General features: G+C 41.0%; 27 protein-coding genes. 12 read left to right on the plus strand and 15 right to left on the minus strand.

Features of this window, described 5'->3' with window-relative positions; translation table 11 throughout:
• The first annotated feature begins 116 nt into the window (after nucleotides 1-116).
• On the plus strand, nucleotides 117-809 hold the full coding sequence (locus ACPZ3T_RS07225; protein WP_490274766.1) for a response regulator: 693 nt from the start codon (nucleotides 117-119) through the stop codon (nucleotides 807-809).
• A gap of 681 nt (nucleotides 810-1,490) precedes the next feature.
• Entirely contained in the window at nucleotides 1,491-3,281 is a 1,791-nt protein-coding gene (locus ACPZ3T_RS07230; protein ID WP_490274768.1) for an eCIS core domain-containing protein, read from the plus strand.
• Nucleotides 3,282-3,512: 231 nt separating this feature from the next.
• On the opposite strand, the gene ACPZ3T_RS07235 is transcribed toward ACPZ3T_RS07230, so the two are convergent.
• The 4 genes from ACPZ3T_RS07235 to ACPZ3T_RS07250 are packed head-to-tail and all read right to left on the minus strand — an operon-like array spanning nucleotide 3,513 to nucleotide 4,776.
• Nucleotides 3,513-3,848, minus strand: a complete 336-nt coding sequence (locus ACPZ3T_RS07235; protein WP_490274769.1) for a XisI protein — start codon at nucleotides 3,846-3,848, stop codon at nucleotides 3,513-3,515.
• Nucleotides 3,836-4,003, minus strand: coding sequence for an element excision factor XisH family protein (locus ACPZ3T_RS07240; RefSeq protein WP_490277151.1), 168 nt, complete (start codon nucleotides 4,001-4,003; stop codon nucleotides 3,836-3,838). Before ACPZ3T_RS07240 ends, ACPZ3T_RS07235 begins: the two co-directional genes overlap by 13 nt.
• A 30-nt stretch (nucleotides 4,004-4,033) precedes the next feature.
• On the minus strand, nucleotides 4,034-4,372 hold the full coding sequence (locus ACPZ3T_RS07245) for a XisI protein (RefSeq protein WP_490274771.1): 339 nt from the start codon (nucleotides 4,370-4,372) through the stop codon (nucleotides 4,034-4,036).
• The gene (locus ACPZ3T_RS07250) at nucleotides 4,360-4,776 is read right to left on the minus strand and encodes a XisH family protein (RefSeq protein WP_490274773.1); all 417 of its coding nucleotides are present in this window, start codon (nucleotides 4,774-4,776) and stop codon (nucleotides 4,360-4,362) included. Before ACPZ3T_RS07250 ends, ACPZ3T_RS07245 begins: the two co-directional genes overlap by 13 nt.
• A gap of 788 nt (nucleotides 4,777-5,564) precedes the next feature.
• Between ACPZ3T_RS07250 and ACPZ3T_RS07255 the strand changes: the two genes are divergently transcribed.
• A complete protein-coding gene (locus ACPZ3T_RS07255; protein WP_490274775.1) occupies nucleotides 5,565-5,750 on the plus strand; it encodes a TLTLP motif-containing protein in 186 nt (61 codons plus the stop codon).
• Nucleotides 5,751-6,250: 500 nt separating this feature from the next.
• Nucleotides 6,251-6,763, plus strand: a complete 513-nt coding sequence (locus ACPZ3T_RS07260; RefSeq protein WP_490274777.1) for an inorganic diphosphatase — start codon at nucleotides 6,251-6,253, stop codon at nucleotides 6,761-6,763.
• Nucleotides 6,764-6,775: 12 nt separating this feature from the next.
• Here the strand turns inward: ACPZ3T_RS07260 and ACPZ3T_RS07265 are convergent, their stop codons facing one another.
• The gene (locus ACPZ3T_RS07265) at nucleotides 6,776-7,126 is read right to left on the minus strand and encodes a hypothetical protein (protein WP_490274779.1); all 351 of its coding nucleotides are present in this window, start codon (nucleotides 7,124-7,126) and stop codon (nucleotides 6,776-6,778) included.
• Between the two features lie 242 nt (nucleotides 7,127-7,368).
• Here ACPZ3T_RS07265 and panD point away from each other — a divergent pair, with 242 nt between their 5' ends.
• A complete protein-coding gene (gene panD / locus ACPZ3T_RS07270) occupies nucleotides 7,369-7,752 on the plus strand; it encodes an aspartate 1-decarboxylase (RefSeq protein ID WP_490274781.1) in 384 nt (127 codons plus the stop codon).
• An 11-nt stretch (nucleotides 7,753-7,763) separates the two neighbouring features.
• On the plus strand, nucleotides 7,764-8,663 hold the full coding sequence (locus ACPZ3T_RS07275) for an MBL fold metallo-hydrolase (protein ID WP_490274783.1): 900 nt from the start codon (nucleotides 7,764-7,766) through the stop codon (nucleotides 8,661-8,663).
• A 274-nt stretch (nucleotides 8,664-8,937) separates the two neighbouring features.
• Here the strand turns inward: ACPZ3T_RS07275 and ACPZ3T_RS07280 are convergent, their stop codons facing one another.
• Nucleotides 8,938-10,155 (minus strand): RNA-guided endonuclease InsQ/TnpB family protein, encoded by a 1,218-nt coding sequence (locus tag ACPZ3T_RS07280; protein WP_490274785.1) that lies wholly within the window; start codon nucleotides 10,153-10,155, stop codon nucleotides 8,938-8,940.
• A gap of 51 nt (nucleotides 10,156-10,206) precedes the next feature.
• Here ACPZ3T_RS07280 and ACPZ3T_RS07285 point away from each other — a divergent pair, with 51 nt between their 5' ends.
• The 3 genes from ACPZ3T_RS07285 to ACPZ3T_RS07295 all read left to right on the plus strand — a co-directional run bounded on the left by ACPZ3T_RS07285 (nucleotide 10,207) and on the right by ACPZ3T_RS07295 (nucleotide 13,888).
• Entirely contained in the window at nucleotides 10,207-10,347 is a 141-nt protein-coding gene (locus tag ACPZ3T_RS07285) for a ribbon-helix-helix protein, CopG family (protein WP_096641987.1), read from the plus strand.
• A gap of 474 nt (nucleotides 10,348-10,821) precedes the next feature.
• Complete coding sequence (locus tag ACPZ3T_RS07290; RefSeq protein ID WP_490274788.1) at nucleotides 10,822-11,142, plus strand: hypothetical protein; 321 nt, start codon at nucleotides 10,822-10,824, stop codon at nucleotides 11,140-11,142.
• A 313-nt stretch (nucleotides 11,143-11,455) separates the two neighbouring features.
• On the plus strand, nucleotides 11,456-13,888 hold the full coding sequence (locus tag ACPZ3T_RS07295; protein ID WP_490274790.1) for a two-partner secretion domain-containing protein: 2,433 nt from the start codon (nucleotides 11,456-11,458) through the stop codon (nucleotides 13,886-13,888).
• A 38-nt stretch (nucleotides 13,889-13,926) separates the two neighbouring features.
• Here ACPZ3T_RS07295 and ACPZ3T_RS07300 read toward each other — a convergent pair whose 3' ends face one another.
• The 3 genes from ACPZ3T_RS07300 to ACPZ3T_RS07310 all read right to left on the minus strand — a co-directional run bounded on the left by ACPZ3T_RS07300 (nucleotide 13,927) and on the right by ACPZ3T_RS07310 (nucleotide 15,575).
• A complete protein-coding gene (locus ACPZ3T_RS07300) occupies nucleotides 13,927-14,940 on the minus strand; it encodes a hypothetical protein (RefSeq protein ID WP_490274792.1) in 1,014 nt (337 codons plus the stop codon).
• Between the two features lie 114 nt (nucleotides 14,941-15,054).
• Entirely contained in the window at nucleotides 15,055-15,192 is a 138-nt protein-coding gene (locus tag ACPZ3T_RS07305; protein ID WP_490274794.1) for a hypothetical protein, read from the minus strand.
• Complete coding sequence (locus ACPZ3T_RS07310; RefSeq protein ID WP_490274796.1) at nucleotides 15,189-15,575, minus strand: hypothetical protein; 387 nt, start codon at nucleotides 15,573-15,575, stop codon at nucleotides 15,189-15,191. Before ACPZ3T_RS07310 ends, ACPZ3T_RS07305 begins: the two co-directional genes overlap by 4 nt.
• Before the next feature lie 442 nt (nucleotides 15,576-16,017).
• On the opposite strand from ACPZ3T_RS07310, the gene ACPZ3T_RS07315 reads away from it, so the two are divergent.
• A complete protein-coding gene (locus tag ACPZ3T_RS07315; protein ID WP_490274798.1) occupies nucleotides 16,018-16,659 on the plus strand; it encodes a M23 family metallopeptidase in 642 nt (213 codons plus the stop codon).
• A gap of 245 nt (nucleotides 16,660-16,904) precedes the next feature.
• Here the strand turns inward: ACPZ3T_RS07315 and ftsH are convergent, their stop codons facing one another.
• Together ftsH and ACPZ3T_RS07325 are read right to left on the minus strand one after the other, a co-directional pair.
• The gene (ftsH, locus tag ACPZ3T_RS07320) at nucleotides 16,905-18,791 is read right to left on the minus strand and encodes an ATP-dependent zinc metalloprotease FtsH (protein WP_490274800.1); all 1,887 of its coding nucleotides are present in this window, start codon (nucleotides 18,789-18,791) and stop codon (nucleotides 16,905-16,907) included.
• A 781-nt stretch (nucleotides 18,792-19,572) separates the two neighbouring features.
• Entirely contained in the window at nucleotides 19,573-19,761 is a 189-nt protein-coding gene (locus tag ACPZ3T_RS07325; protein WP_490274802.1) for a hypothetical protein, read from the minus strand.
• A 20-nt stretch (nucleotides 19,762-19,781) separates the two neighbouring features.
• On the opposite strand from ACPZ3T_RS07325, the gene ACPZ3T_RS07330 reads away from it, so the two are divergent.
• Both ACPZ3T_RS07330 and ACPZ3T_RS07335 read left to right on the plus strand, forming a co-directional pair.
• Entirely contained in the window at nucleotides 19,782-21,344 is a 1,563-nt protein-coding gene (locus ACPZ3T_RS07330) for a phytoene desaturase family protein (RefSeq protein WP_490274804.1), read from the plus strand.
• Nucleotides 21,331-21,570: a hypothetical protein gene (locus tag ACPZ3T_RS07335; RefSeq protein WP_490274806.1), complete on the plus strand. Its 240-nt coding sequence runs from the start codon at nucleotides 21,331-21,333 to the stop codon at nucleotides 21,568-21,570. Before ACPZ3T_RS07330 ends, ACPZ3T_RS07335 begins: the two co-directional genes overlap by 14 nt.
• A 151-nt stretch (nucleotides 21,571-21,721) precedes the next feature.
• Here ACPZ3T_RS07335 and psaK read toward each other — a convergent pair whose 3' ends face one another.
• The 4 genes from psaK to ACPZ3T_RS07355 form a co-directional block, all read right to left on the minus strand.
• Complete coding sequence (gene psaK / locus ACPZ3T_RS07340; protein WP_490274808.1) at nucleotides 21,722-21,982, minus strand: photosystem I reaction center subunit PsaK; 261 nt, start codon at nucleotides 21,980-21,982, stop codon at nucleotides 21,722-21,724.
• A gap of 314 nt (nucleotides 21,983-22,296) precedes the next feature.
• Complete coding sequence (gene psbA, locus ACPZ3T_RS07345) at nucleotides 22,297-23,379, minus strand: photosystem II q(b) protein (protein ID WP_490274810.1); 1,083 nt, start codon at nucleotides 23,377-23,379, stop codon at nucleotides 22,297-22,299.
• A 578-nt stretch (nucleotides 23,380-23,957) separates the two neighbouring features.
• Entirely contained in the window at nucleotides 23,958-24,653 is a 696-nt protein-coding gene (gene bioD, locus ACPZ3T_RS07350) for a dethiobiotin synthase (protein ID WP_490274812.1), read from the minus strand.
• Nucleotides 24,654-24,966: 313 nt separating this feature from the next.
• On the minus strand, nucleotides 24,967-26,622 hold the full coding sequence (locus ACPZ3T_RS07355) for a protein kinase domain-containing protein (RefSeq protein ID WP_490274814.1): 1,656 nt from the start codon (nucleotides 26,620-26,622) through the stop codon (nucleotides 24,967-24,969).
• Nucleotides 26,623-26,715: the final 93 nt, after the last annotated feature.

Genomic DNA, 26,715 nt, shown 5'->3' on the forward strand with positions numbered 1-26,715 from the left:
ATCAAAAACCGGGTTTCCTGCAAATACCTCAGCTTAGAAAACTTAATTTTTCGTTCAGAAACCCTGTTTTTTAGAGCTTCTTGAAGTGAACACCTTTTTAGTTTTGATCTAATATTATGCCTACTGCAATTGATGTCAAAAAAGAAATCGTTTCTATATTGCTGGTTGATGATGAACCGCTATTTCGGCAGGGGATGCGGACATTATTAGAGTTTTACAATATTAGTAGTTCGTTAAAATTTAATGTTGTTGGGGAAGCGGCTTCTGTTGAACAGGCAATTGGTTTAACTGTTGAACAACATCCAGCTTTAGTATTACTTGATTTGGAATTACCGCCTGATGATGGAATTACAGTTTTAAGGCGTTTAAGTAAGTTGTCTTATGGTGGAAAGGTTTTGATTTTGTCAGAACATCATCAGGATGAATGGGTTTTTAAGGCGATGAAAGCGGGTGCTTGGGGTTATGTTTTTAAGGATCAATTAGCAGTTCAATTATGTGAGGCAATTACTACTGTTATGAATGAGCAAGTTTATTTACCGCCGGATGTGGCTACGGGTTTCTTTAGATTATTTCAAAGTTATTCAAGTGAGTTTATTAAGGCAAAGAATAAGGTTAATTTAACGCCTCAAGAACAGGAAATATTGAAATGGTTAGTTCAGGGGGAATCTAATGAAGAGATTGCGAAACATCTTTACGTTACTGCTGCGACTGTGAAGGCTCACTTAACGGCAATCTTTAAAAAGTTGGGTGTGGTTAGTCGGACTCAAGCAATTGTTAAGGCTTTGAAATTGGGTTTGGTTTGTCCATGATTACATTATTTATCGAGAAAGGGAACAGGGAACGGGGAGCAGGGGAGAGGGAACAGGGAACAGGGGAGAGGGTTTAGCAACATGAAAAGGATGGAGTTTAAATGATGATTAGTTTACTATTTTGCGCGGGGTGGAACTTTTTTAAACCTAACCCCCAGCCCCTTCCCTACGAGGGAAGGGGAGCAAGAAATAATTACATTTGTCGAGTTATCCCCTTTAGTCTCAGTTGGGAATTAGGTTTGGTTTGTCCATGATTACAGGATTGAGGATTTTGCGCTGTGTGGAACTTTTTTAAACCTAACCCCCAACCCCTTCCCTACGAGGGAAGGGGAGCAAGAAATAATTACATTTGTCGAGTTATCCTCTTTAGTCTCAGTTGGGAAATTAGGTTTGGTTTGTCCATGATTACAGGATTGAGGATTTTGCGCTGTGTGGAACTTTTTTAAACCTAACCCCCAACCCCTTCCCTACGAGGGAAGGGGAGCAAGAAATAATTACATTTGTCGAGTTATCCTCTTTCGTTTCAGTTTGGAAAGTAGGGGCGGGTTTAATAAGATTGTCGTTGATTGATGAGCATATATGTAAACCCGCCCCTACAAAATTGCGGGTTTAATTAAGATTTTTGTTGATTGATTACCAGGAAGATAATTCAAATTCACCTAACATTATCAGGAGAGTTTTATGTATACCAGAGTGCAAAGAAACGGGAAAAAACCTGCTGATTCTACAACAAATCAGTTTGCTTCACGTCCATTTAAAGTTGAGTCTAGACCACAAGATGATGCTAATGAAAATACTGTAGTGCAGAACAAGGCATTGTCGTCTTATAAGAAAAGTTGTTTGTTGACAAATATTGAAATATTACCACCAGGGGGATATCAGCAACCGTTACAGCCAAAACTGGAAATACAGCCGCAGAGGTTAGATGCAAGCACAAGCTATGAACCACAGGGAGTCAAGTCAGGAGGAGACTTTTTAACAATCAACAACGATGTGATTCAGAATAAAGAACAGCCAACAGACTTGAATACACAGACAGACAATTCCTGGGTGTTGGGTATCACAAGGGGAGCATCGTCACAACCGCCTGCACCACCCCTGGGGATACAGACGAAACTGACTATTGGAGAGCCTGGGGATAAGTATGAACAAGAAGCGGATAGGGTGGCGGCTGATGTTGTGCAGAGGATAAACGCGCAACAGAGTGAAAATGAGCCAGCACAATTGCAAAGTAAAGAGGAGCAGGAAGAAAGAATACAACGTGATATTGCACCGATGATACCCAAGTTTAGTATATTTCCACCTGGAGTATCATCACCCCCACCGCCTACGATACAGATGAAGTTGAGCATTCGAGAGCCTGGAGAAGAACGAGAACCAACATTTGACCAATCAATTTACACCCCAGTACAGCCATTGATTCAGCGTGTGAATATCGGCGAAATGGCAGCCTCACCCGATGTGGAAGCGGGGATACAACGGGCAAGGGGTGGTGGACAACCACTGGCAGACAGCATCAGAGAACCGATGGAGCTTGCGTTTGGGGCTGATTTTAGCGGAGTGCGGGTGCATACGGATGCTCAGGCTGACCAGTTGAACCAGTCGATACAGGCGAAGGCGTTTACCACAGGGCAGGATGTGTTCTTTCGGCAGGGGGCGTATGAGCCGGGGAAAAGAGGGGGGCAGGAGTTGTTGGCGCATGAGTTGACCCATGTGGTGCAGCAGAGAGGGAGCAGGGAGAACAACTCTCTGGCAATGCACCCCAGCAATGCTCAATCCGAACCGAATCTCGTGCGGGTACAGAGAGAGGTAGATATTAGCCAAACAACCAAATATCCAATGCTACGGCAGGCGCTCAACAACTTTTCAAGTATGGAACAGGAAGACATAACGGGAGAAGAATATCAACAATTAAGGAACGGACGTAACAGATTCATGCCTTTACTTGGACGATTCGCGCTAGCCAGACAGACAAAGCTTTTTGTAGGTGCTGACAACAACAAGCAACGCACAGGAGATTTCGCGGTAACGGAGTTGTGTTGTATGACAAATGACGGAAAAAGTCTCAACCACGATGACGCACCGACCAAATTCAGGCAAGCGATTTATAATCGGCAAGTGAAAAAATTCACAGTCAATATCTTGTTCTGGAACAGAATGGTTGAAGGATTGGAGGGCGACAGTGGCACATATCGCCGCGTGGGTGTCATCCTACAAGCGTTCACGCATGAAATGTCAGTCCATGCCGAGAATATGTTGGATTACATAGAGGACTACTGGAACTACTACGATGATCTAACCCTGAAATACCCACCCCTACCCTTGCTCCCGGCGAAGGCGGAACACAAAGACTTCATAAAAGGAAACGTCCCCCGCTACGAGTATATGAAGAATCGAACGCAAACCAGAGGAGGAACCCTTTGGGACGACTTCTCAATGCGGCACTTGGGGGATGTCTCCACTGCCTCCTAGTGCGATCGCCTGATCTTGTAGGTTGGGTTGAGGAACAAAACCCAACATTATATAATCCCAACCAATATGTTGATTTGTTGGGTTTCACTATCGTTCTACCCAACCTACCATTTATTCAAAGGCAATATCATCATTAAATATTAACCTTTCCGCAGTGCGATCGCCTGATCTTGTAGTGCGATCGCCCTGAGTTTTTACTTCCCTTACGGAAATGCGATCGCTTTAAAGTTGTTAAGCCACTCCATAGCCTGTATATTCTCGCATTTGGGGAGCTTGAAATCCTAAAATAATATCATCATTTAGAACACCTTGCTCAACAAGTTCTTGAGCTACTCTCATTTCCGTCATATTCTGCTCAATCCAAATTTTTCCCTCTTTAATATCTAAATGTAAAACACAACCATAAACTCGCCGATGACCATCCCATCCCACATTCATCACCATATAATGGTCTTGTTTTGTATCAAAAACTGTATAACAATCAATTTGACCATTTGCGATGGGGATAGCAGCATAAGCCGTTAACAACGACTGAATGATATAACGATAAGACTCTAGGGTATCCATTGTAAAATTACCTCTTGAATTGGGTCATAAACAATTTGTTTAATCTGATATCTCTCTAGAGAAATTTGGGCAAATTCCCGCTTAAAAAAAGATTCATAAAACCTATTCGCCCATAATGTTTTTGTAAGTGCGATCGCCTCTGGTGTTGCTGATATGAAAAGTCAAGCGATCGCATTCTCAAAAAATTAGGCGATCGCAAATTCAGTATATTGTCTGACATGAGGTGGATGAAAAGCTAAAACAATCTCTTCCCGTGCAATACCTTTGTGCAACAAATCTGTCGCCACACCATCCTCTGTCCAATCTTCTTCAATCCAAATTTTGTCATCCTGCAACCGAATATGAATCATCACACTCTTAATCCGCTCATCTTTGTGCCAACCCATCAATAGCAAAAGATACTGATCGTGTACCTCATCAAAAGCTAAAGCACTTTCGGTTGTAGAACCAGATTTTTCATTCAATTGATAATATTCTGTTAAAACTTCTTGGACAATTTGACGATGATACTTTAATCTATCCATTGCACAATTACCTCACTTTCAGCATCAACGATTAACAATTTAACTTGATTGCGATTGATAATCATTTGGGTTAACTGGCGTTGAAAATAACTTTTATAAGTTCCTTGGGTAATCGCTAAATATAATTCAAAATCTAATTCTGTTTCTAACAAAATATCTCGATAAACAACATACTGACCTACAGCTTGCTCTAAGTCATGAATAAATGACCGACCTAAAAAACTTTTGACTTCTACAAGAATTTTTTGACCCTGTTTTTCTGCTGCAATAGATTTTTCTGCTGCAATATCTACATATAAGCGATCGCCGCCATATTCCAAAGTATAATCTTCTGTTAAGATATTCCAACCGTCCTTGACTAATGCAAATCTTACAGCATTATGGTAAATATCCTTTGCAGGCATCTATATTTTTGAAGTACATACCACCTCAATTTTAACCTGATTTAGTGCGATCGCCTGATCTTGTAGGGTGCGTTAACGAAGTAACGCACCATCTGTATATGCCGATACCTTACGCCGTCCTTCACACACCCAACGCGAGTGCGATCGCCTGATCTAGTTTAATGAATCATTTTCATAAAGGTAAACTAATATTACTTGAATTAATTAACTCAGGTTTGTATAAAAAACTTAGTGTAATTACTGAATGGTCACTAGCCAATGCTGATAATTTATCTGTATTTATACAGTAGGATTTTTAGCTGGTGACAATCTACTAATCTGCTGATTGCTAAGTTTTTATTGATATTTATGTCTAAAATTTTTTAATGTTTCTAAAAAATCGCACATATCAGTAAAATTGCAGAATTTTAGAGGCGTGATGAACCAACTAAATCCCTAGAATTGCCTTAGACAAAGCTATTAAACATGATAAAATCAAAGTTAGGGTCAAATAATTTAGGTAAAAAATTGATGTCCTCAAACAACAGCAATCGTACTGTGTATTTAACCTTTACTTAACCCGAAGCAATAAATTACCAAAACCTAACACAATTATGTACTCGGTCAAGTCAACAATGTTCGTCTGCAACCAATCAAGATTGCCCAGTACAAAGGCTACAAGTGTGACACTCCCGAAACTGGTTAATCTTGCGATCGCCTACACATTTGAAGAAAATAGTTAAAATAGTATTCAACCTCTCTACTAGAGAGCCAAACTTGCAATTAATTGTGATTAAATCCAATTCTGTATGAATTCAGATAGCCAGTCTGCCAACCCTCCCGATACGTATTCCCATCGTTTGGCAGATATTGTGGGAACAATAATAGCCGTAGTCACGCTAACACTGCCTGTGTTTGTGATTGCCCATTATTCCGCCACTGTTCCAGAAAGTCAGCAACCTATGACTTACGAGCTAAAACCAGGTGAGCGATAGACGAAATTATCGACTATGAAATGTCACCAACCAAAAGTAATAAACCCAAACAACACAGAAAAAATGTTGAGCTAGCATTTTTGTATTCAGTATCTGAGCTAAATCTGCGTTCTTAGCGAAGGACTGAGATATTTTGATTCAAGAATGGGGAAACCCCCTTTTGAGTGAGAGATGAATAATTAAACCCTTGTAGCAGAAGGCGTTGTGATGTTTATTCGCAACGCTTTCTAGTCACAGGGGGCAGGAGGAAGGGGAGCAGGGTGTGGGAGGTGTGGGAGGTGTGGGAGGATGGGGAAGAAATCTTTCCCCCCCACACTCCCCCCTCTCCCCACACTCCCCACACCTTTTTTCTCTCACCATGCCCAATGCCCCATTCCCTCATATCTGATAATTAGGGGAAGTTGAGAATCATCGTTGGAAGAAGTCCATCTTGGCCATAAAATTTAACACGGGGAGTATGTCCCCGATAAATTTTAGTGAAACATAGAGAGGAATTTCTTGTGGACTTATCCCTGATTCCAGCCCAGCCTAAACCCGGTGTGATTAATGTTCTGATTGAAATTGCTGGTGGTAGCAAAAATAAATACGAATTTGATAAAGACTTGCAAGCTTTTGCTTTAGATCGGGTATTGTATTCTTCAGTCAAATATCCCTACGATTATGGTTTCATACCCAATACCTTGGCAGATGATGGCGATCCCTTGGATGGTATGGTAATTATGGATGAGCCAACTTTTCCGGGTTGTATCATTCCTGCTAGACCGATTGGGTTTTTGGAAATGATTGATGGTGGCGATCGTGATGAAAAAATTCTTTGTGTACCAGACAAAGATCCGCGTTACAATCACGTAAAATCCTTGGAAGATATAGCACCACACCGCTTAGACGAAATTGCTGAATTTTTCCGCAGTTACAAAAATTTAGAAAAGAAAGTCACCCAAATACTCGATTGGCACAACGTGGACAAGGTAGCACCCTTAGTAGAAAAGTCTATCAAAGCTTACATTTCATGAAGTTGAGGAAAGCTATACAAGTCTTGCGTCGTTTTTGGATGGTGATACAATACCTAAATTCTGCGAAAAACCGGAAGGGAAGCCAGCGCGTTGTGGGGGTTCCCCCCATTGTAGCGACTGGCGTTGGGTATCTTCAGGAAAACGAGTCAAACGTGGTTTGTTTGTCAGTGCAACTGGTAAACAAATCTCTGCTGATTTAAACGCCAGTGCCAATATGCTCATTAAAGCATCGACACAGCTAAATCTAATTTTAGATTTAGCCAAGGTTGTTAGGGGGCTGTTGACTGTCCCGCCAAGGATCTTTCTTTGGGAAAAGAACTGTAAAATGCGAAGGGGAGTGGCTTGAGCCTCAGCCCGTAGCATCAGTTTAGAATCCCCGTGCTTCAGCGCGGGGAGTAGTCAAAAGGGATAGTAGGCGATCGCTCTTTGGTCAGACTAAAGTAAAAAATGAACAGTGCTGATAAGTGCTGAGTTGGGAGTAGTGAGTGCTGAGTTGGGAGTATCTTGAGTGTAATGTGGCTATGAACCGCTTGTAGATTCAGGATACCTACTCAGAACTCAGGACTCAGCCAACTAAATAAATTGCCATATAATCTTGAAACGAAATGCAGCGTACCCTCCTCTTAGCAAAAATTCACAATTGCACCCTGACGGGCGCAAACATCAACTATGTGGGTAGTATCAGCATCGATCAAATTTTATTAGACAAAGCTGGCATTTTGCCTTACGAGCAAGTGCAAGTAGTGAACAATGCTAACGGTGAACGTTTCGTTACTTATACCATACCTGCCCCAGCCCATTCGGGAATTATTGAACTAAATGGGGCTGCCGCCCGTCTAGGCATGATCGGCGATCGCGTGATTATAATGGCTTACGGGCAGTTTACTCCCGAAGAGTTAAAAAGTTACACTCCTACGGTAGTCCTCGTGGACGAACAGAACCGAATTTTGGAAGTGCGACACTACGATGACCTGCTCAGTAAGGTCTAAATGCAAAAACAATGTCAAATATTGAGCTGTCAGGTTCTCAAGTCTACCTAACTGAAAATTCAGCCAACTCACCAAGTGGGCTTGTGGGTGATTTCGTTCTCAAATTTTGGGGTGTTAGGGGTTTAATTCCCACCCCAGACGGTAACACCAGCCGCTATGGGGGTAATACTGCTTGTGTAGAAATGCAGGTAGGCGGTAAAAACTTAATTTTCGATGGTGGTACTGGTTTACGCGTACTGGGCAAAACTTGGCAGCACTTACAACAGCCATTAGAAGCCCATTTATTTTTTACCAATTCTCAATCAAATCGGATTCAAGGGTTTCCCTTTTTTGCACCCGCCTTTATTCCACACAATTGCTTTTATATTTACGGTGGGGCTGCTTCTAATGGGGCTTCCATCAAACAATCTCTGTGTGACCAAATGCTGCAACCACACTTTCCCTATCCCCTACAGGTGATGCAGTCTGAATTGCAGTTTAAAAATATCACCTCTAACAGTGAAGTCAAATTAGATGATATTGTCATTAAAACTACACTGATTAACCAAAATCAGCGATCAATTGGCTACCGCGTGAGCTGGCAAGATTATAGTGTGGCTTATATTACAGATTTAAGCGATCGTGCAGAGCCAGTAGAACGAGAGCATATTCTACAAATTATTCAAGGGGTGAATTTGCTGATTGCTAATGCTACTTATACTCCCCCCACATCTCATGATCATGACTGTGCTGATTCTCTGTGGCAAGTAGCTGTAGAAATAGCTCAGAAAGCAAATGTGCAGCAGTTAGTCATCTCTCATCATCACCCAGATGACCACGATGATTTTCTGGACAAAGTTCAAGCTGAAGTCAAGTCTGCTTTTCCGAACGCACTACTAGCTTGTGAAGGGTTAATTTTATCTGTTGCCTAAGTTTTCCTCTGTCTATGACTCTATCGAGAGGCTTTTTTGAAATCTTCTCAAAGATAGAGGCTAATTTTCTTTAGCTGTATCTTGTTTTGGTAAATTTCTTCAAAAAAACTGTGTAGGCTGTTACAATATTGTTAAGAAAAGTTGCTCGTTGCGTTTTGGGAACTCGCAACTGGGTTTTGACTCTATTGAGAAGACAACGCGAATGAATATTTTTAAACCAGCTGTGGGAGGCTGGTTTTTTTTATCTAGTTGTTTTTTGTTATACTTGACATACTCACCGACGTAGAACGTCGGTGATTCTTGACGGTTCACAGCAACTAGCTACCGGAGTAGTCTTACAGTCGCTCCCCGTCCGTTTAAGGTCGTGCCGATGCCCCATGCCGACCATCTTTATATTTTGGGATGCGTTCTCATCTCTGTCGTGCTGAGTGTTGCAGTTCAAGCACAGCACTGAGCGAACAGACAAATCAACTTTGCCCCAACGATATCCACAGTAAGAGCAAATTTGGCTTGTTGGTTGCCACCTATCTATTACGCGAAAATCACGGTTAGACTTTTCTGATTTAGCTTCACAAAGATTCCTAAATTCTCTCCATCCCTGCAAACTAATTACCCTAGATAGTCTACGGTTTTTAACCATTCCTGATACATTCAAATCTTCCAAAACAATTACTTGGTTATCATTAACTATTTTGGTTGATAGCTTGTGCAGAAAATCTTTGCGGGTATCTGCAATTTGATTGTGTTGCTTGGCAATCTTTAATCTGGTGACTTCACGACGTTTAGAGCCTTTTTGCTGCCTTGCTAGATTGCGTTGTAGTTTACGAATTTTGCGGTCTTTCTTTGAGTAATCAGGGCTTAATGCTTTCTCCCCGTTACTCATGACAGCAAAAGTTTTAATTCCTAAATCAATACCAATACTTTGGTTTTTGGCATCGGGATGAATAGGTTCAATTCTCAAAACAAAACTTAAGAAATAGCGGTTAGCGCAGTCTTTGATGACAGTTACGCTACTTGGCGCAGAGGGTAACTGCCTTGACCAAATAGGTTTAACATTACCAATTTTAGCTAGATATATTTCCTCACCCTTGATTGAAAATCCACCAATTCTAAACCGTGCCGATTGTCTCCCCACTTTCTTTTTAAACTTAGGAGTACCGACTTTTTTACCTTTGCGTTTACCTTTGAGTGAATCGAAAAAGTTTTTGTAAGCAACTCCTAAATCAGCAACAGATTGTTGCAATGGGATATTAGAAACATCAGACAACCATGAACGCTCATCAGTCTTTTTAGCTTGCGTAATCACTAACTTTTGTAAGTCGTTGTTACTAGGAAGCTTTGTCGAGCGGGTACGCTCGCCCGCTACGCTAACGGACTGCTTGCAAATAGCTAGGGCATCATTCCAGACTACGCGGACGCAACCAAACAACTGCGCTAACAGTTGCTTTTGTTGGTCTGTCGGGTAGAAGCGGAATTGATATCTGGCTTTCATTGAATTTATTGAAATCTGCTATTATTGTATATCATTACGATATATAAATCAATGAATAAAAGTGTGTTTTTTAGGCTAACAGAGGAAGAGTTGGCGCATCTTGAGGAATACTGCCAATCGACCAAAAGAACAAAATCCGACGTACTTAGAGAACTGGTTCGGAAGTTAAAAATTAATAAAAAGCCGTCCTAGAAGGACGGGGCTTGTATCCCATTAATTTCGGTCAATACGGTTCAGTTAAGAAAGTTCTTCTATTGAGGTAAGGGAACAGGGAACGGCAGTAGCAAAAATCGGGTTATCTGAACCGTATTGTGTTGTGGATGGTTTTGAGCCAGGGAACAGCAAAAAATCAATTATCGGAAATTAATGGTACGGGTAGGGTGCGTCAGTGCGATATAACCTAAATATACTCAGAAATTATTCATACTGACGCACCCTACAGTTTGAATATCTTTTTATCTTGAAGTCCCGCAATTACATATTTTATGTAAACTTTTATAACTTATCGCATAATTTCGACTAAGTAAGATGTAGCAGTAATTAAGTGAAGTTGAGTAAAATTTGGGATTCCTACTCTTTTAGCTGAAAAATATCTAGCCAAAATTTATTGATCGACATCACCTTAACTTATATATCTACAATAGCTTGCAAGGATGACAAATATTTATGACTTCTAACAATCTACAACCAATAGCCTTAGATGCGGAAACATTGGCAGAATTTGAAAAAGAGATTAAACAGGAATTACTAGCAATCCTCAATACGTCTAAGTTAAATCAGGTTCTGGAAAAATACGGTATATCAAATCCAGAGATACTGAAACTGCAATATACAATAGACTTCAATCAATTGGACGCTAGCAATACTGTCAATAGTGAACAGGAAATGCAATCTTTTTTCATGATGCAGAAGCCAACTCTGCAACAACAAATATCATTGATTATACCTTGCCCCATTGATGGAGATCCTAAAGGTTGCTGGATGTGATAGCGGACTAAATAGTTGACGTATGCAGCCAAAAAATCAGTAGAACAGGGTAAATAATAAAAGGTGTGTAGTGAGAACTCAATCTTAGTTTTTTTTACATTACTTAACATAGTCCCGTTTTTTCAACTCGTTCTAGCTTGAAAAAGGGGTGTAGGGGTGTAAGGAATTTTAATACTTACACCTTTAAGTTTTTTCATACTTAAAAAATTCTTTGAGATGTGATTGTGGTGCTGATTAATTTAATAGTTTTACAGATCAGATAATTATGCTATTTAATTTTTAGTACTGAATAAATTGGGGTGTAAAGTTTTTAATGTATCAGACTCAAAGCGATCGCTATTGGATATTAGGGCTAGTAAGTGTTTTAACAAGTACTAGTGTATTGACTTTATCCGCCAGTTGTGCTTTAGCCCAGATCAAAGCAGATGATTCTTTAGGCTCTGAACATTCAATGATTACAGAAACACCAGTGAATGGCAACAGTGTATATCAAATAAATGGTGGCGCAGTTCGTGGCAATAATTTATTCCACAGTTTTGCCCAATTTTCTTTACCTCAAGGCACTACAGCTCACTTCAACAATGCCACAAATATTCAAAATATTATTAGCCGGGTAACAGGCAATTCCATTTCTGATATTGATGGGATTATCAAAGCTAATGATACAGCCAATTTATTTTTAATTAATCCTCATGGGATTGTTTTTAAATCTAATGCAGCTTTAGATATTAAAGGTTCATTTATAGCTAGCACAGCTAGTAGTTTTAACTTTAACGATAACATCCAGTTTAGTGCTACAAATCCTCAAACTGTACCACTGTTAGCTGTCGGTGTGCCTATAGGCTTACAATTTGGAACTAATGTTGCTGCCATTCGTAATCAATCTCAAGCTAGTTTGGGGGGAGCAACTAATAGCTTGAACTCACCTGCTGGTTTACAGGTGGCATCAGGTAAAACTTTGGCCTTAGTAGGCGGTGATTTAATATTGGAGGGTGGAAATCTTACAGCCAGCCAGGGAAGAATTGAGCTAGGAAGTGTTGGTAATAATAGCTTAGTTGAGGTTAAAAATACTAATCAAAATTGGATTCTGGGATATGAAAATGTGCAGAACTTCCAGAATATTCAACTAACCAATCGAGGAATAGTAGATGCAAGCGGTGAAGGTAGCGGTAGTATTTCTTTACAAGGTAAGCAAATTCTGATTAATAGATCAGAGATTTTGGCTAGAACTTTAGGTTCTCTAGCAGGAGGTAACTTAACAATCAAGGCCTCAGAATCTGTAGAACTAGTTGGTTTCAAATCTGGAATTTTGATGACTGAAACTTCCGGTTCTGGAAAAGCTGGAGACTTAGAGATTACCACTGGCAAGCTCATTGTTAGGAATGTAGCACAAGTCCGCACGGGAACATCAGGTTTGGGTTCAGGTGGAAAATTCATTATCAATGCTTCAGATTCCGTAGAATTAAGTGGTAGTCTTGTTTTTGGTAATTCCGTAGTTCGCACCGGATTCATTAGTGCTACTGCTAGTGTTGGAGATGCTGGGGACATCATAATTAACACCCGTAAGTTACGCATTGCAGATGGAGCGATCATAGCCACCGAATCAGGAGGTAAAAGGGACAGGTTACGCCCTAATGAATTTTTACCAGCTATAGGTAAAGGTGGTAATTTGACTGTCAACGCCTCCGAGTCTGTAGAAATAATTGGTACTTCAACTAATGGTTCTCCCACTCTTTTTTCTACCGCAACTAGAAGCCCTGGAATAGCCGGTAATTTAACAATTAATACAGGCGAGTTAATTGTGAGTGATGGGGGAGCGATAACTGTTAGTAGTGCAAGAGAACCAAATGTTATCTACCAAGGAGATCCCACCAACTTAGGAGCAGCAGGTGAAATGAATATCAATGCTCGTGTCATTCGCCTAGACAACAAAGGAATACTTTTAGCGGAAAGTGAAGTTGGTAGGGGTGGGGATATCACCCTCAATGTGCGAAATTTACTCTTGATGCGTCGCAACAGTCAAATTTCTACCAATGCTGGCAAGATATTAGGAGAAGGAGATGGTGGCAATATTACTATTAATGCTGCTAATGGCTTCATTGTGGGATCTCCTTTAGAAAATAGCGATATTACAGCCAATGCTTTTGCTGGCACTGGGGGGAAAATTACAATTAACACCAAAAAAATTTTTGGCTTTGTACCCCGTAGTGGGGAAAATTTGGTGAGGGTGTTAGGTACTGAAAATCCCCAGGAGCTAAATCCTAATAGACTACAAACCAACGACATTACAGCATTTTCTCAGCAAAATCCGGTATTAAATGGGCAAGTAATAATTAATACACCTGATGTTGATCCTAGCAAAAGCTTAACAGAATTACCAACCAATCCTGTTGATAATTCTGCCCAGATTAATGCAGTTTGCAGTTCAGGGAAGAACACTGAAAAAAGCTCATTTATTACTACAGGCCGAGGAGGTATTACACGTAGTCCGGGCGATACATTGACGGATGATGCTGTAATTACAGAGTGGATTAAATTACCACTAGATAGAGAAAATCATGCTGGTAAGATAAAGCAGAATACAGAAGAATTTGCATCTGGCGATCGCTATACGGCAATTATCGAAGCCCAAGGCTGGGTAATAAATCGTGATGGTAATGTAGTGCTTGTAGCTCAAGCACCTATTGTCACACCTTACACTACAGATTTGAAGTCACCAAATTGTGGGTTATTGGGGAGTAGGTAGAGAATAATTCGTAATTCGTAATTCGTAATTCGTAATTACTAATTTGTTTCCTGAATGTGGAGGCGGACTGTGTGTTCTGTAGCTCCACTTAGTTGTACTTCCATGATTTCGCTGCCTAGGGGTTCAATGCAAGTGAGGAGCGATCGCAGGTTGGGTGTACTTGCACCAGTATCTACATATAACCTATCAGCTAAGTTAGTGATGCGTTTCCACGTCATGTATAACTTCGCAATGGTTTGTTCAATTTGGGATGCTTGATTGACTAAATCAGCCGCTATGCTCAAACACCCGACTCTTTGGGCTTCTTCTAGGGCTGTTTCGATGTCTACATTTTCTTGTGTCAACGCTTGGACTTGAGCGGCAGATTTGAGGTATTTGGCTAGTTGTCGCGCTTCTGTAGTTACCTGCTTGAGAGTATCCACATCAGGATTAGCTGCTATTTCCTTTTGGATAAACTTTTGATGAGATTCTGGCAGTTTTTCCATTTCCTTGACTAGAGGGGCAATGTAGCGGGGCGGAAGGGAGTTTTCAGCAGCTTTTACTTTGACAGGTTCTGGTAACAAATCTGAAGACATAGCAGTCCATTCGTCTGTGAGTTGACGAACTTCACGCCGAGTAATGCGATCGCCTTTACTAGCGGCTTCACTTACCATTTGTTGCACTTCTGGGGAGGCTTTAGAGGTTTCCACAAAAGCGCGTTTGCTGAAGTTATTGACTGCACTGGGTTCAAGCTTCCCCTCTTCGAGCAGGGTATCAGCACTGTTAGCCAATTGAATCCAGGCATAGGCTTGACTTTTGCTGATTTCCCTTTGCTTGAGCCAGTTGAGGAAACCAGTACCGCGCCCATCACCACCTTTTTTTTCTCTATCGCGGATTGCTCTTAAAATACGCCCCCGCCAAATTTCAGTTTGCAAATCAAAGCGATCGCACACCTGCCAAGCTATATCCAATTGTTGTTGGAAATCTGACTCTGGAATCTGTTCGTCTTCGGGATCTGGTAGTTCAAAAGTCAGATCAGCAGGCTGTTGTAAAGCAGCTGCCAGGTCATTCATACTATCCGTTGATTGCACAGTCGGTAACTTATTACTCTAGCGATCGGCTTATTATTACATACTCTGGCGACTAATCAATTCAAAATTCAAAATTCAAAATTCAAAATTCAAAATTCAAAATTTAAAATTAAGGAATTTTGGGGCATGGGGCATGGGGCATTGGGCATTGGGGTAAATATTTCTACCTTGTCTCCCTTGTCTCCCTTGTCTCCCCCTGCTCCCCGCTCTCTGCCCCTGCCTCCTGCTTGTCACTCCGAAGACTCACCATCTCTACGCCCTAATTCATAAATCCCGCAACCCATACAGGCTAGTAGACCTGTACTAATTGCCCAACTACGTCCTAAACTGATTTCTACGCCCCAGTTACATAAAGCACCAATAATCAAAAACGGCACAATGCTAAATAGTGAGGCGTAAAAGGCGTTTTGTGATTCTCTGGCTTTGCGGGTTTTTTCAAATTCTTTTTCACTAGTGTAAAGCGATCGCTCGGCAAAGTTAAACCAACGGTTGAGTTGTTCCATTACCCATTCACTCAACGGGGAAAAAGCTAAATATAACGCCAAAGACCACAAACTTGCTCCAGCGATCGCAACTGTGTCTATTTCAAAACGGAAAGGTAATATCTCAGTCAGCATGGCTTTGGTGCGTCCTGCAAATGGTTCGATTGATGCTTAATCTCATCATCAATCGACTGATTCAGTAATTTTAAGCATAAAAGTTAACAATATTTCGCACCCTTGGCAACTATCCATTGGCTAATCTGTCTTTTGATGAGTCTTAATCATTTATCTGAGTAATATTTAATACAAAATTAACAGTACATTTAGTAGCGTGACGTAAGCAGCTACTTAAATCAAATTCAGAAATAGTTTGACAGTAAAAAGAGTTATAGATTAAGCTATTTGACTGGGTAAGTAAATACTCGTAAGTATATACTTATAGAGTAAATCTAATGATTCATATAAGATATTTTCTACTGGAAAATATGAAGTTTTGATTTAGATTTATTAGGGTATTTACAAGAACATTAAATAAATTTCTAGGTGTTAGATTTAGGTGGCTTAAGGAATAAGAATAATGAGTAAGCGGCAAGCAAAAGTAGTTGTTGCGAAATGTACGCTATTAGCTTTAGGTTTAAGTATTGTTAGCTGCATCACTCTATTACCAAGATTCGAGATTGTGAGAGCTAGAGAAGTTAACTCCAGCACAGTAGCCACTAGTAATAGTTGGTCAGCAGCATCTTTTCCTGTAGAGAATTTTCAAGCCTATACCTCTGCGTTTGGCTATCGCCGTTCTGCTACAGGTGGTGATAATTGGGAATTTCACAATGGTTTAGATATTGCTGCGCCCCACGGTAGTTATATTCGCAATTGGTGGGCTGGTATAGTCACCAAAGTTGGGGATCAAGGTGCTTGTGGTACTTACGTAGTGATTAAATCTGGTCAATGGGAACACACCTATTGTCATATGGAAGGTTATGTAGAAACCGCTAATGGTCGGCGGTTTATGATTGATCGTGCTGGTGGAATCCAGATATGGGAAGGCCAAACAATTTCCACTGGAGCTAGAATTGGCAGAATTGGTATGACTGGACGCACCACAGGCCCCCACCTCCACTGGGTTATGAAATACGCTAATAACTACGTAGACCCCGCAATGGTGTTAAGAGAAATGTTTGCCCAACAGCAAATTGCTAGAGGTAATTCAAGAAAACAGTAGGTAGTTGATTATTTTTGAAGTAATAACTAATAAGTAATAAGTAATGGGTATTACTCATTACTTATTACTCATTCCTTAATTCACTCCCGTAGTTGTCTCAACAAGCCCTAAAAAACCAGGTTTCTGAACGAAAAATTAAGGTTTCTAAGCTGAGGGATGACCTAAAAAACCGGGTTTCTGAACGAAAGATTAAGGTTTCTAAGCTGAGGGATTTGCAAGAAACCCGGTTTTTAACCAAGATGTGTCTATACAGCCACAGTTTGATCAACTAATTGTGTATTATTCTCAGTTACAATTGTGCGGAATAAGTCACCGTCAATTGTTTCTTCGTCTGCTAACAAATCTACTAGGCGTTCCATTAATGCTCGGTGTTCTTGCAATAATTCCTTAGCAGTTAGGTAGCAACTATTGACAATTTCACGGACTTGTGAGTCAATTTTGGCGGCAATTTCTTCAGAATATTCTGATTTATTCATCCAATCACGCCCTAAAAATACCTCGTTATTCTGAGTTTCTAGGGATAATGGCCCTAATTCAGACATCCCAAACCTTGTCACCATTTGGCGTGCCATTGATGTCACTTTTTGGAGGTCATCACCTGCGCCGGTGGTCACTTCTGCTTGACCAAAGACGATTTCTTCGGCGGCACGACCCCCTAAAGTAGATGTAATTCTGGCTTTGAGTTGAGAACGGGAAATTAAGCCTTGTTCTTCGTTGGGGGTAAACCAAGTTAAACCTTGTGCTTGTCCTCTGGGAATCAGGGTGACTTTCTGCACTGGGTCATGGTCTTTAATTAATGTACCAATTAAGGCGTGTCCAACTTCGTGGTAAGCAATGAGGCGTTTGCTCTTGCTGTCTACTAAGGGTGTGCCTTCCATCCCTGCAACTACTCGGTCTACAGCATTGTCAATTTCAAGGATGGTGATGGCTTCTTTACGTCTTCTGGCGGTGAGAATGGCAGCTTCGTTGAGCAGGTTGGCTAAGTCTGCACCTGTGAATCCTGGTGTGCGGCGGGCGATCGCTTCTAAAGATACACTAGGATCAACTTTCTTATTTTTGGCATGAACTTTTAAAATTTCTAGGCGACCCTTAAGATCAGGTGCATCAACTATCACCTGACGGTCAAAGCGTCCCGGTCTGAGTAGTGCTGCATCTAAGACATCAGGACGGTTGGTAGCAGCAATAATAATGATGCCTGTGTTACCTTCAAAACCATCCATCTCAGTCAGTAACTGATTGAGGGTTTGCTCTCTTTCGTCGTTACCGCCACCGATACCTGCACCCCGTTGTCTACCTACTGCGTCAATTTCATCAATAAATATCAGACAAGGGGCATTATCTTTAGCTTTCTTAAACAAATCACGGACACGGGAAGCACCCACACCCACAAACATTTCTACGAACTCTGAACCGGAAATACTAAAGAAAGGTACACCAGCTTCCCCAGCGATCGCTTTTGCTAGTAAAGTTTTACCTGTACCTGGGGGGCCTATCAACAACACCCCTTTGGGAATACGCGCGCCAACGGCTGTAAATCTTTCTGGCTGTTTTAAAAAGGTGACAACTTCTTGTAATTCTTCTTTCGCTTCTTCAATGCCGGCTACATCGTCAAATTTTACTCCAGTCTTCGCTTCCATTTGGAAACGCGCTCTTGATTTACCAAAGTTCATAGCTTGGCTAGAAGCATTGGTAGAGCGACGCAAAAACAGCAGCATCAAAGCCACCAGAGGCAAAATCCACATCAGGTTAATCAATAACCCTACCGCCGCCCTACTATTAGCGGAAGATATTTCCCCAAAATCAACATTTTTTTCTTTGAGTTTATTAATTAACTCTGTATTCTGCTCTAATAGCCTTACCTGTTGTGGTGGTGTATCTGGCTTTTGACCTTTTAAATAAACTTTTGCTATCTGTTCGGTTTCATCCAGTTCTACTTTTTTAACTTGATCTTGGTTAATTTTCTGGATTAATCCCCCATAGGTTAAAGGATCGCGCTCTGTCTTTTCTGCCAAAGCAGGATTACCTCCAAACATACTCGGCAACATAATTAAACTGGCTGCTAATGCACCAGTCCAAGCAACGCGCTTTGGTGATTGCTGTTTCATCAATGTCTTCTTAGTAGAACTTTTCATAAAAATTACCCTTTGTCTGTTGCCATCAGCCGAGCATATTTTTTTGACTACTCTTCTAGCAAAAATCGCAATAACTGGAAATTACTACTTATCTAATCTAGTCTAACTCCGAAAAGAGGCGGAGGGGCAGGGGAGTTAAATTAGGGTTTTGTGGGGGGCAGGGTTTTGTGGGTGGCATGGGAGCAGGGGGCAGGGGGCAGGGGGGCAGGGGAGCAGGGGAGACAAGGGAGACAAGGTAGACTCACTTCTTGCACCGGTTAAAAACGGGGTTTCTTGCAAATCCCTCAGCTTAAAACCTTAATCTTTCGTTCAGAAACCCGGTTTTTTATGGCTTTTTAGAGAACTGGCGTTGGGGTTTCTACCTAGCTTGAGAAATAAAGAAACATAAAAATCGTTGAACAAGTGTTGTGATTCTAGATAGACTAAAGTGCATTGATAGCTAAAAATTAGCGATCGCCCAGCTATTACCTTTTTACTGAAAACTGGTGTGTAATTTAAAACAGAGAATAGATTGAAAATTCTCTCATTTATTCCCGACGACTCACTTAATATCTGAAATGCGAATTAGTATCTGCCACTGAATAGAAATTACTGGCTAAAGTTTTTTGAATTTTTCACCTTCAGGGTAATACCAAATCCAGCTAAAAATATTTGACTATATTTTTAGTAACACTAAACTCAAAAAACTTTGTTCCCTATTCCCATCAGGGAATTTTAGATCACTAAAAAGCATTAATAAAAAACTCCACCCACGAGGGGATGGGTAATAGGGCATATCAATTCAAAGTTCAAAATTCAAATTTAAGGAATTTTCGGGCATCGGGTATGGGGCATGGGGCATTGGGCATGGGGCATTGGGCATTGGGCATTGGGCATTGGGCATTGGGCATTGGGCATTGGGGTAAAAATCTACCTTGTCTACCTTGTCTCCCCTGTCTCCCTTGTCTCCCCTGAAATCAAAAGCAATCAAGATGACCAGAGGAGGGTAATATGGAAATCTTCGATTATGTAATTTTAGGTGCTGGATTAGGTGGACTAGCAACAGCAGCTTGCTTAACGCGTCAAGGATATCATGTAGCGGTTTTAGAAAAACACTATTTACCTGGGGGTTGCTGCCACACTTTTGATTATGGGGAATACAGTTTTTGTGCTGATGTACATTATATTTCTCAATGTGGTCAAGGTGAGGCGATCGCGCAATTTCTCAACTATATTAACCGAGATGTTCCGTTTAATAGCCTTAATCCAGATTGCATAGATCGAGTTATCACACCAGAAGCAGATTTTAATATCCCCCTAGGGTGGGAAAATCTGCGTTACCGATTACTTTCTACTTTCCCGGAAGAAGCTAATGCTATCAACCGCTACTGTCGTGAAATTCAACAACTCCATCAAGAAATTCACAACTTAGGGCAGGAGGTGCATTGGTATGACCAAAAGTGGACTGACTGGTTAAAGTTGCCTAAATATCTCCATTTATTCCGTAAGCGGAATTGGACTTTGCAAGATTTATATAACTATGTCGGATTATCACCAAAATTACAAGCAATTCTAGCGGGACAAAGTGGGGACTACGCACTACCACCCCAAGAAATTGCCCTCCTCACCCATACTTCTCTCGTTTGGGACTATTCTGAAGGTGCTTATTATCCCAAACACCACTTTAAGCACTTTGTAGACACCATTGTGAATAGCATCATCGCAGGTGGGGGTGTCATTGCCTATGCTACCACCGTGAATCATATTCAAGTCAGTAACGGTAGTGTTCATAGTGTACTAGCTGACGGTAAAATCTATCGTGCTACCAAGGCTTATATTAGTGACCTTGACCCGAAATTAACAGTCGAGTTAATGCACGACAATGAAGCTATTAGCTATAGGGAACGTCGGCGGTTAACTGGTTATGAATATTCAGCTAGTGCTTTTAATATCTACCTGGGTTTAGATAGCCGCTTTAAACCCGAACGGTATGGCATTGGTAATTGGAATGTTTGGTATTATCCTACAGGAGACATCAACAGAGAATATCAACAACAATTGCAAGGTAACTTTACCCAACCGTGGATTTTCCTCTCTTGTCCGACAATAAAATCCCATGAACCAGGAATTGCTCCCCCAGGACATCATATTCTAGAAATTGCCACAGTTTGCCCCTACGCGCCTTTTGAACATCTCCACAAAACTGACTCCCAAGCTTACAAAGCCAAAAAGCGCGAAGTTTACCAACAAATCATGCAGAGTGTGAAAGATTTGATTCCTGACATAGAGAATTACGCGCGCATGAAAGTTTACGGTACACCCACCACCAGCGAATATTACTTAGGACAACCAAACGGTAATATTTATGGTGCGAAATTAGTACCCCAACAAGTGGGATTAAATCGCATAGGATACAGAACAGAATTACCCAACTTGTTTTTAGTGGGTGCAACTGCTGGGTATCCCAGTGTACCAGGTGTCATTGGTAATGGCATGGATGTTGTAGAACTATTAACTGGGGAGTCAGTACGGCGGCAAGTTACCCCACGTCAGCCTTTGGTTGCAGTCAGATGAAAGTTGGGCAGGCTTTTGGAGGCAGGCTTTTGGAGGCAGGGAGCAGGGGGCAGGGGGCAGGGAGCAGGGGGCAGGGGGCAGGGGGCAGGGGGACAAGGGAGACAAGGTAGACAAGGGAGACAAGGGAGATTTTTACCCCATTCCCCATTCCCCATTCCCCATTCCCCATTCCCCATTCCCCATTCCCCATTCCCCATTCCCCATTCCCCATTCCCTTATAGGATGAAAGAGCCAGAGAATATATTCTCTGGCTCATAGATACAGACACAACAATCAATAACTAAATTATTTAGTTCAGCATGGAGTAAGTAGAGATACCACCTGAAATTAGCAAAAGTTTTTGCTTGTTTTTACTGTTTATTTCCTGCCTTTTCGTCCTAAAATCTACCTAGGTAATGTAACCCTAAAATAAGACCTACTCCTAAGATGTGACCAAAGGCTGTAGTTGCTAATAAACTGGGTAAACCAAAGCCACCGAAGAGATTAGAAGAAGGTAAAGCTGGTTCTGAACTGGGATACTTGATGCTAAATTTACCAAAGGTAATAGCAATGATATTAGCAACAATCATCAAAATCCCAATTGCGGGACTCCACTCTAGGGGTGCGGTTGCAGCAGCGAATAAGGTTGAAGTTAACACCTGAATTTATGCTCCTGAGATTGATCGAATGATTTGAAAATATCATCTGAAAAATCCCGCAATAAATTCAAGAGAAATTCCCATTTTGCATCAATATTTAACATTCATTTTCAATACTTAATAAATCTGCTGTTGAACAACTAGCCCTGATTCTGAAGAAATAGGGTTGATTTTTGTTCAGAAACTGAAGGAAGTGTAATGCGATCGCATAATAAATATTGACATAAATATTTACACTTAAATTATGATTCTAATTAACTAAAAAAGCACCCTTCGTTACCAAAGGATGCTTTTTTTCAACTAAAATTGCAGAGTTAACCGTGAATCACCGGAGCTTGGCAAGCTACAGGTATAGCTTCACCACTAGCTAAATCTAGAGGGAAATTGTGAGCATTACGCTCGTGCATCACCTCTATACCAAGATTGGCACGGTTGAGAACATCAGCCCATGTATTAATCACACGGCCATTAGACTCAAGTATGGAATGGTTAAAGTTAAACCCATTCAGGTTAAACGCCATCGTACTGATACCCAAAGCTGTAAACCAAATCCCCACTACAGGCCAAGCTGCCAAGAAAAAGTGCAAAGAACGGGAATTGTTAAAACTGGCGTACTGCCAAATTAAGCGGCCAAAATAACCGTGAGCCGCTACAATGCTATAGGTTTCTTGTTCTTGACCAAACTTGTAACCGTAGTTAACTGACTCAAGTTCTGTTGTCTCCCTCACCAGGGAAGAAGATACTAAAGAACCGTGCATAGCAGAGAACAAAGCTCCACCAAATACCCCCGCCACACCTAACATATGGAATGGGTGCATGAGGATATTATGCTCGGCTTGGAAAACAAACATGAAATTAAAAGTGCCGCTAATTCCCAAAGGCATCCCGTCAGAAAAGCTACCTTGACCAATGGGGTAAATTAGAAACACAGAAGTTGCAGCCGCTACAGGTGCAGAGTAAGCCACACAAATCCAAGGACGCATCCCTAGACGGTAGCTTAACTCCCATTGTCTACCCAACCAGCAGAAAATACCAATGAGAAAATGCAAAATAATCAATTGATAAGGGCCGCCATTGTAAAGCCATTCATCCATTGATGCAGCTTCCCAAATTGGGTAAAAGTGCAATCCAATGGCGTTGGATGTGGGTACAACAGCACCAGTAATGATGTTATTACCGTACAACAAAGAACCAGAAACAGGTTCTCGAATCCCATCAATATCAACGGGTGGTGCAGCAATAAAAGCAATGACAAAACAGGTGGTAGCTGTTAAGAGTGTAGGAATCATTAAAACCCCAAACCAGCCGATATATAGCCGATTTTCGGTACTAGTAATCCATTGACACAAACGATCCCAAAAGCTACCGCTTTCCTTCCTTTCTAAAATTGAGGTCATGGTTATGGTATTGATAAAGTACGCACAACAAAGTTTCTCAATTACTAAAAATTAAAATTGCTAAATTGAGAACTCAGCAGCTTTCCACAGTTATCAGTTATTAGTTAAATACAACAATGAATCTCCGAATATACACCGGATAACTGTTGACTGTTAACTGTTGAAAAGACTTGCTCCAAATACCTTCTCCCCTATCACCGGGATTTTTTCACTCGCCTCACACTAACAAGACTCAAAATATAATTGAACTTCCGAATTTTAGATTTTTGATTTTGGATGCAAGGATAATGGAATTATTTTTTTGGTATTCCTATCAAAGAAACAAGCTACGAGCCTCACTCCTTATGTAAGGAACAAATCTCAAATCTTCAATCTAAAATCCAAAATTGATTGACTTACTCCCCTAGGGAGATGGTAAAATTATGGGGAAACTTTTCCCGGCTCTATAAGTTCTGTTTTACATTAATTATTTATATTTTTCCATAAATTTAAATTAAGTTATTTAAATAATTTGTAACAATGCCCCTGGGGTAAACATTAAAAAATACCCAGAAGCTTTGCAAACAAGACGAACTTGTTTATTGTTTATTGTTCGCTGAAAACATCATTTCCAAATCTAAACGAGAGGTGATTTGAGCGAGTTGATCTAAGTCAGTCAGGTTATCTGTGTATGGTAGACAGCCTAAAACGGGAATATTAGTCAGGGATTGAATTAAGTCTTTTGGTGTTAAATCAGCGATTTCGGAGTTAGAAAGGGGTTGTGTACAGTTCAACACAATCCCTTTGAGGTTTATCCGTGTTTGTCGAGCTAAGGCTACATTAGCTACAGTATGACTAATTGCACCTAATTTCACTGGCACTACTAAAACTGTAGGTAAACGCCATTCCCCGGCTAAATCAGCTACAGTTAATTCATCTGTGACTGGTGAACCTAAGCCGCCTAAAGATTCTATTAACAGAAAATCACACTGCGATCGCAATTTAGTTAAACCTTGCCAAACTATCCCTAAATCAACTGTACGATTTTCTTTAGCGGCGGCGATGGGAGGTGCTAAAGGTGCTTGAAAGTATAGCGGTGTAATTTCTTCTGGGGATTGTTCTAATTTAAACGTATTTTGATACCATTCTCGATCGCCTACTCCCGATTGAATCGGTTTCATTATCCCCAAGCGACTTTGAGGATAATATTTTTGCCAGTAAGCCGCCAAAGCGGTAGTCAAAACAGTTTTACCTGCTTCGGTATCAGTGCCAGTAATTAGTAGTTCTTTTAGCAAGCTCGTTTAAATTTAGATAGCCGGAATTACTTTTGGAATGAATTTGCAATTCTTCACAAACCAAAAACATTCTAATACATCTTGACCCAGAACAAACTTATTTTAGATTGTTTTCCCCTGCTCCTCTGCCCCCTGCCCACAAGTGTAGGTTTTTTGTGAAGCAGTGAGTAATGACTCTCAGACTAACGAAATAATCATCGTTTTACTAACCCCTACACAACCCCTACACCCCTACACCCTTACACCCTTACACCCCAAAACTAAGGTTTTTGGTACACAACGTAAAAACTTACACCTGCCCCCTGCCCCAAAATCAAGGCGTACTCTCAGCATCAGGAATTGGGGTAAAGGTGCTATCAAGAGGTGGGTTGTTCATTTCCATGTCATCAGTTGGGGTGGGTGTGGGTGTAGGGGTAAGGGTGGGGGTAGGTGTAAATGTAAATGTGGGTGTGGGTGTAGGGGTGAATGTAGGTGTAGGTTGAATGGGTTTTTCTATAGCCAGATTCAAGTTATAGTCACTAGCGGCTACTTCAGGAACTAAAGTTAGTTGAATAGTATATTTACCAGTATTGGGCAATATACCTACATAGCTAGTTACTTGCTGTGCAGTAGCATCAATTGGTTGTTGATTAGGGGCTAATACTGTCAGTAAAACACCCTCCCCTTGGAGAACAGAAACAGTTAATTTGTCTCCAGCTTCTGCAAACAAACTGTATTGAATGATTTGATTAGCTTGGAGACTACTTTCAACTATGGCGGTATTTTCATCTCCTAAACTGAGACGTTTGTTAATAATGACAGGTTCGGGTGTAGGTGTGGGAGTGGGGGTTAAGTTTGTACCTCCTGTCACCACTGGCGAAGGAAAAGTTTGTGGTGGTAATGTTTCTTGTGGTTGAGATGAGGATTGACTGCGGATAGAACTAACTAACGCCCAAGAACCGAAACCTGCCAAAATAACTACAGCACTGCCAATAGCTCCCAATGCCAAGGGATTATCTAAAACTGAATTACTGGAACTGGGTGGAATGTTTGGTTTGTTGGATGCAGGTGGTGGTGCAACATCAGGACGACGACCAACAGCAACAGTTTGCATACGGGAAACGTTAGGGAGAGAAACACCCATTCTCGATTGCTCTAAGAGTTGTAATGCTTGTAGTACCTCAGCTGTATTTTGATAGCGATCGCTAGGTGTATAATTCAACATCCGATTTAAAATCTGGGCAAATACTGTATTGACACTCACCCACTTTTGCCAATTCCAGGTTAGTTGATTTTCATCAAATAATTCTGATGGTTCTTTGCCAGTCATCAAAACTATTGCCGTCACAGCTAAAGCATACAAATCACTACTAGGGTATGCACGTCCTGTTTGCATCTGTTCACTAGGAGCATAACCCAACTTACCCACACTGGTGACAGGCATAGAACTATCTGGAGATTGTAAACGCGTTGCCAGTTCTTTGACTACACCAAAGTCAATCAATACTGGCTGATGATCACCATCGCGCAAAATAATATTGTCTGGTGAAATATCACGATGAATGATTCCTCGTCCATGAATATGCTCTAATACAGGCAACAAAGACCGTATCAAATGTAATACTTCCGCCTCAGTAAAAGTTTGACCATGCTGTTGGCGTTCAATCAAAATTTGCTGATAAGTTTTACCTGCAACGTAGTCCTCTACTAAAAACAAGCGTTGGTCTTGCTCAAATCGTTCTCGAAATTTCGGTACTTGAGGATGTACTATTTGATACAAAATAGTAGCTTCCCGGTGAAACAGTTCTTGAGCCTTTTCCCAAGCCAAAGTTCCTGTTGCAGAGGGAATCAATTCTTTAATCGCACACAGTTCATTAAAACGTCTTTGATCTTCCGCCAAATAAGTTCTACCAAATCCCCCTTGTCCGAGAATTTGAATAATGCGATAACGGTTCTGCACAACAGTGCCAATAGAAATTGGTGGTTGCATAATTCATTAAATTAGAGGGTAGTGGCAACTTACAAGCAAGTCATTCACCAGGATAATCTCAGCAGTGACTACTTTGGGGGCTATAGGCCAATA

It is taken from the genome of Aliinostoc maniaoense, from assembly GCF_058172895.1.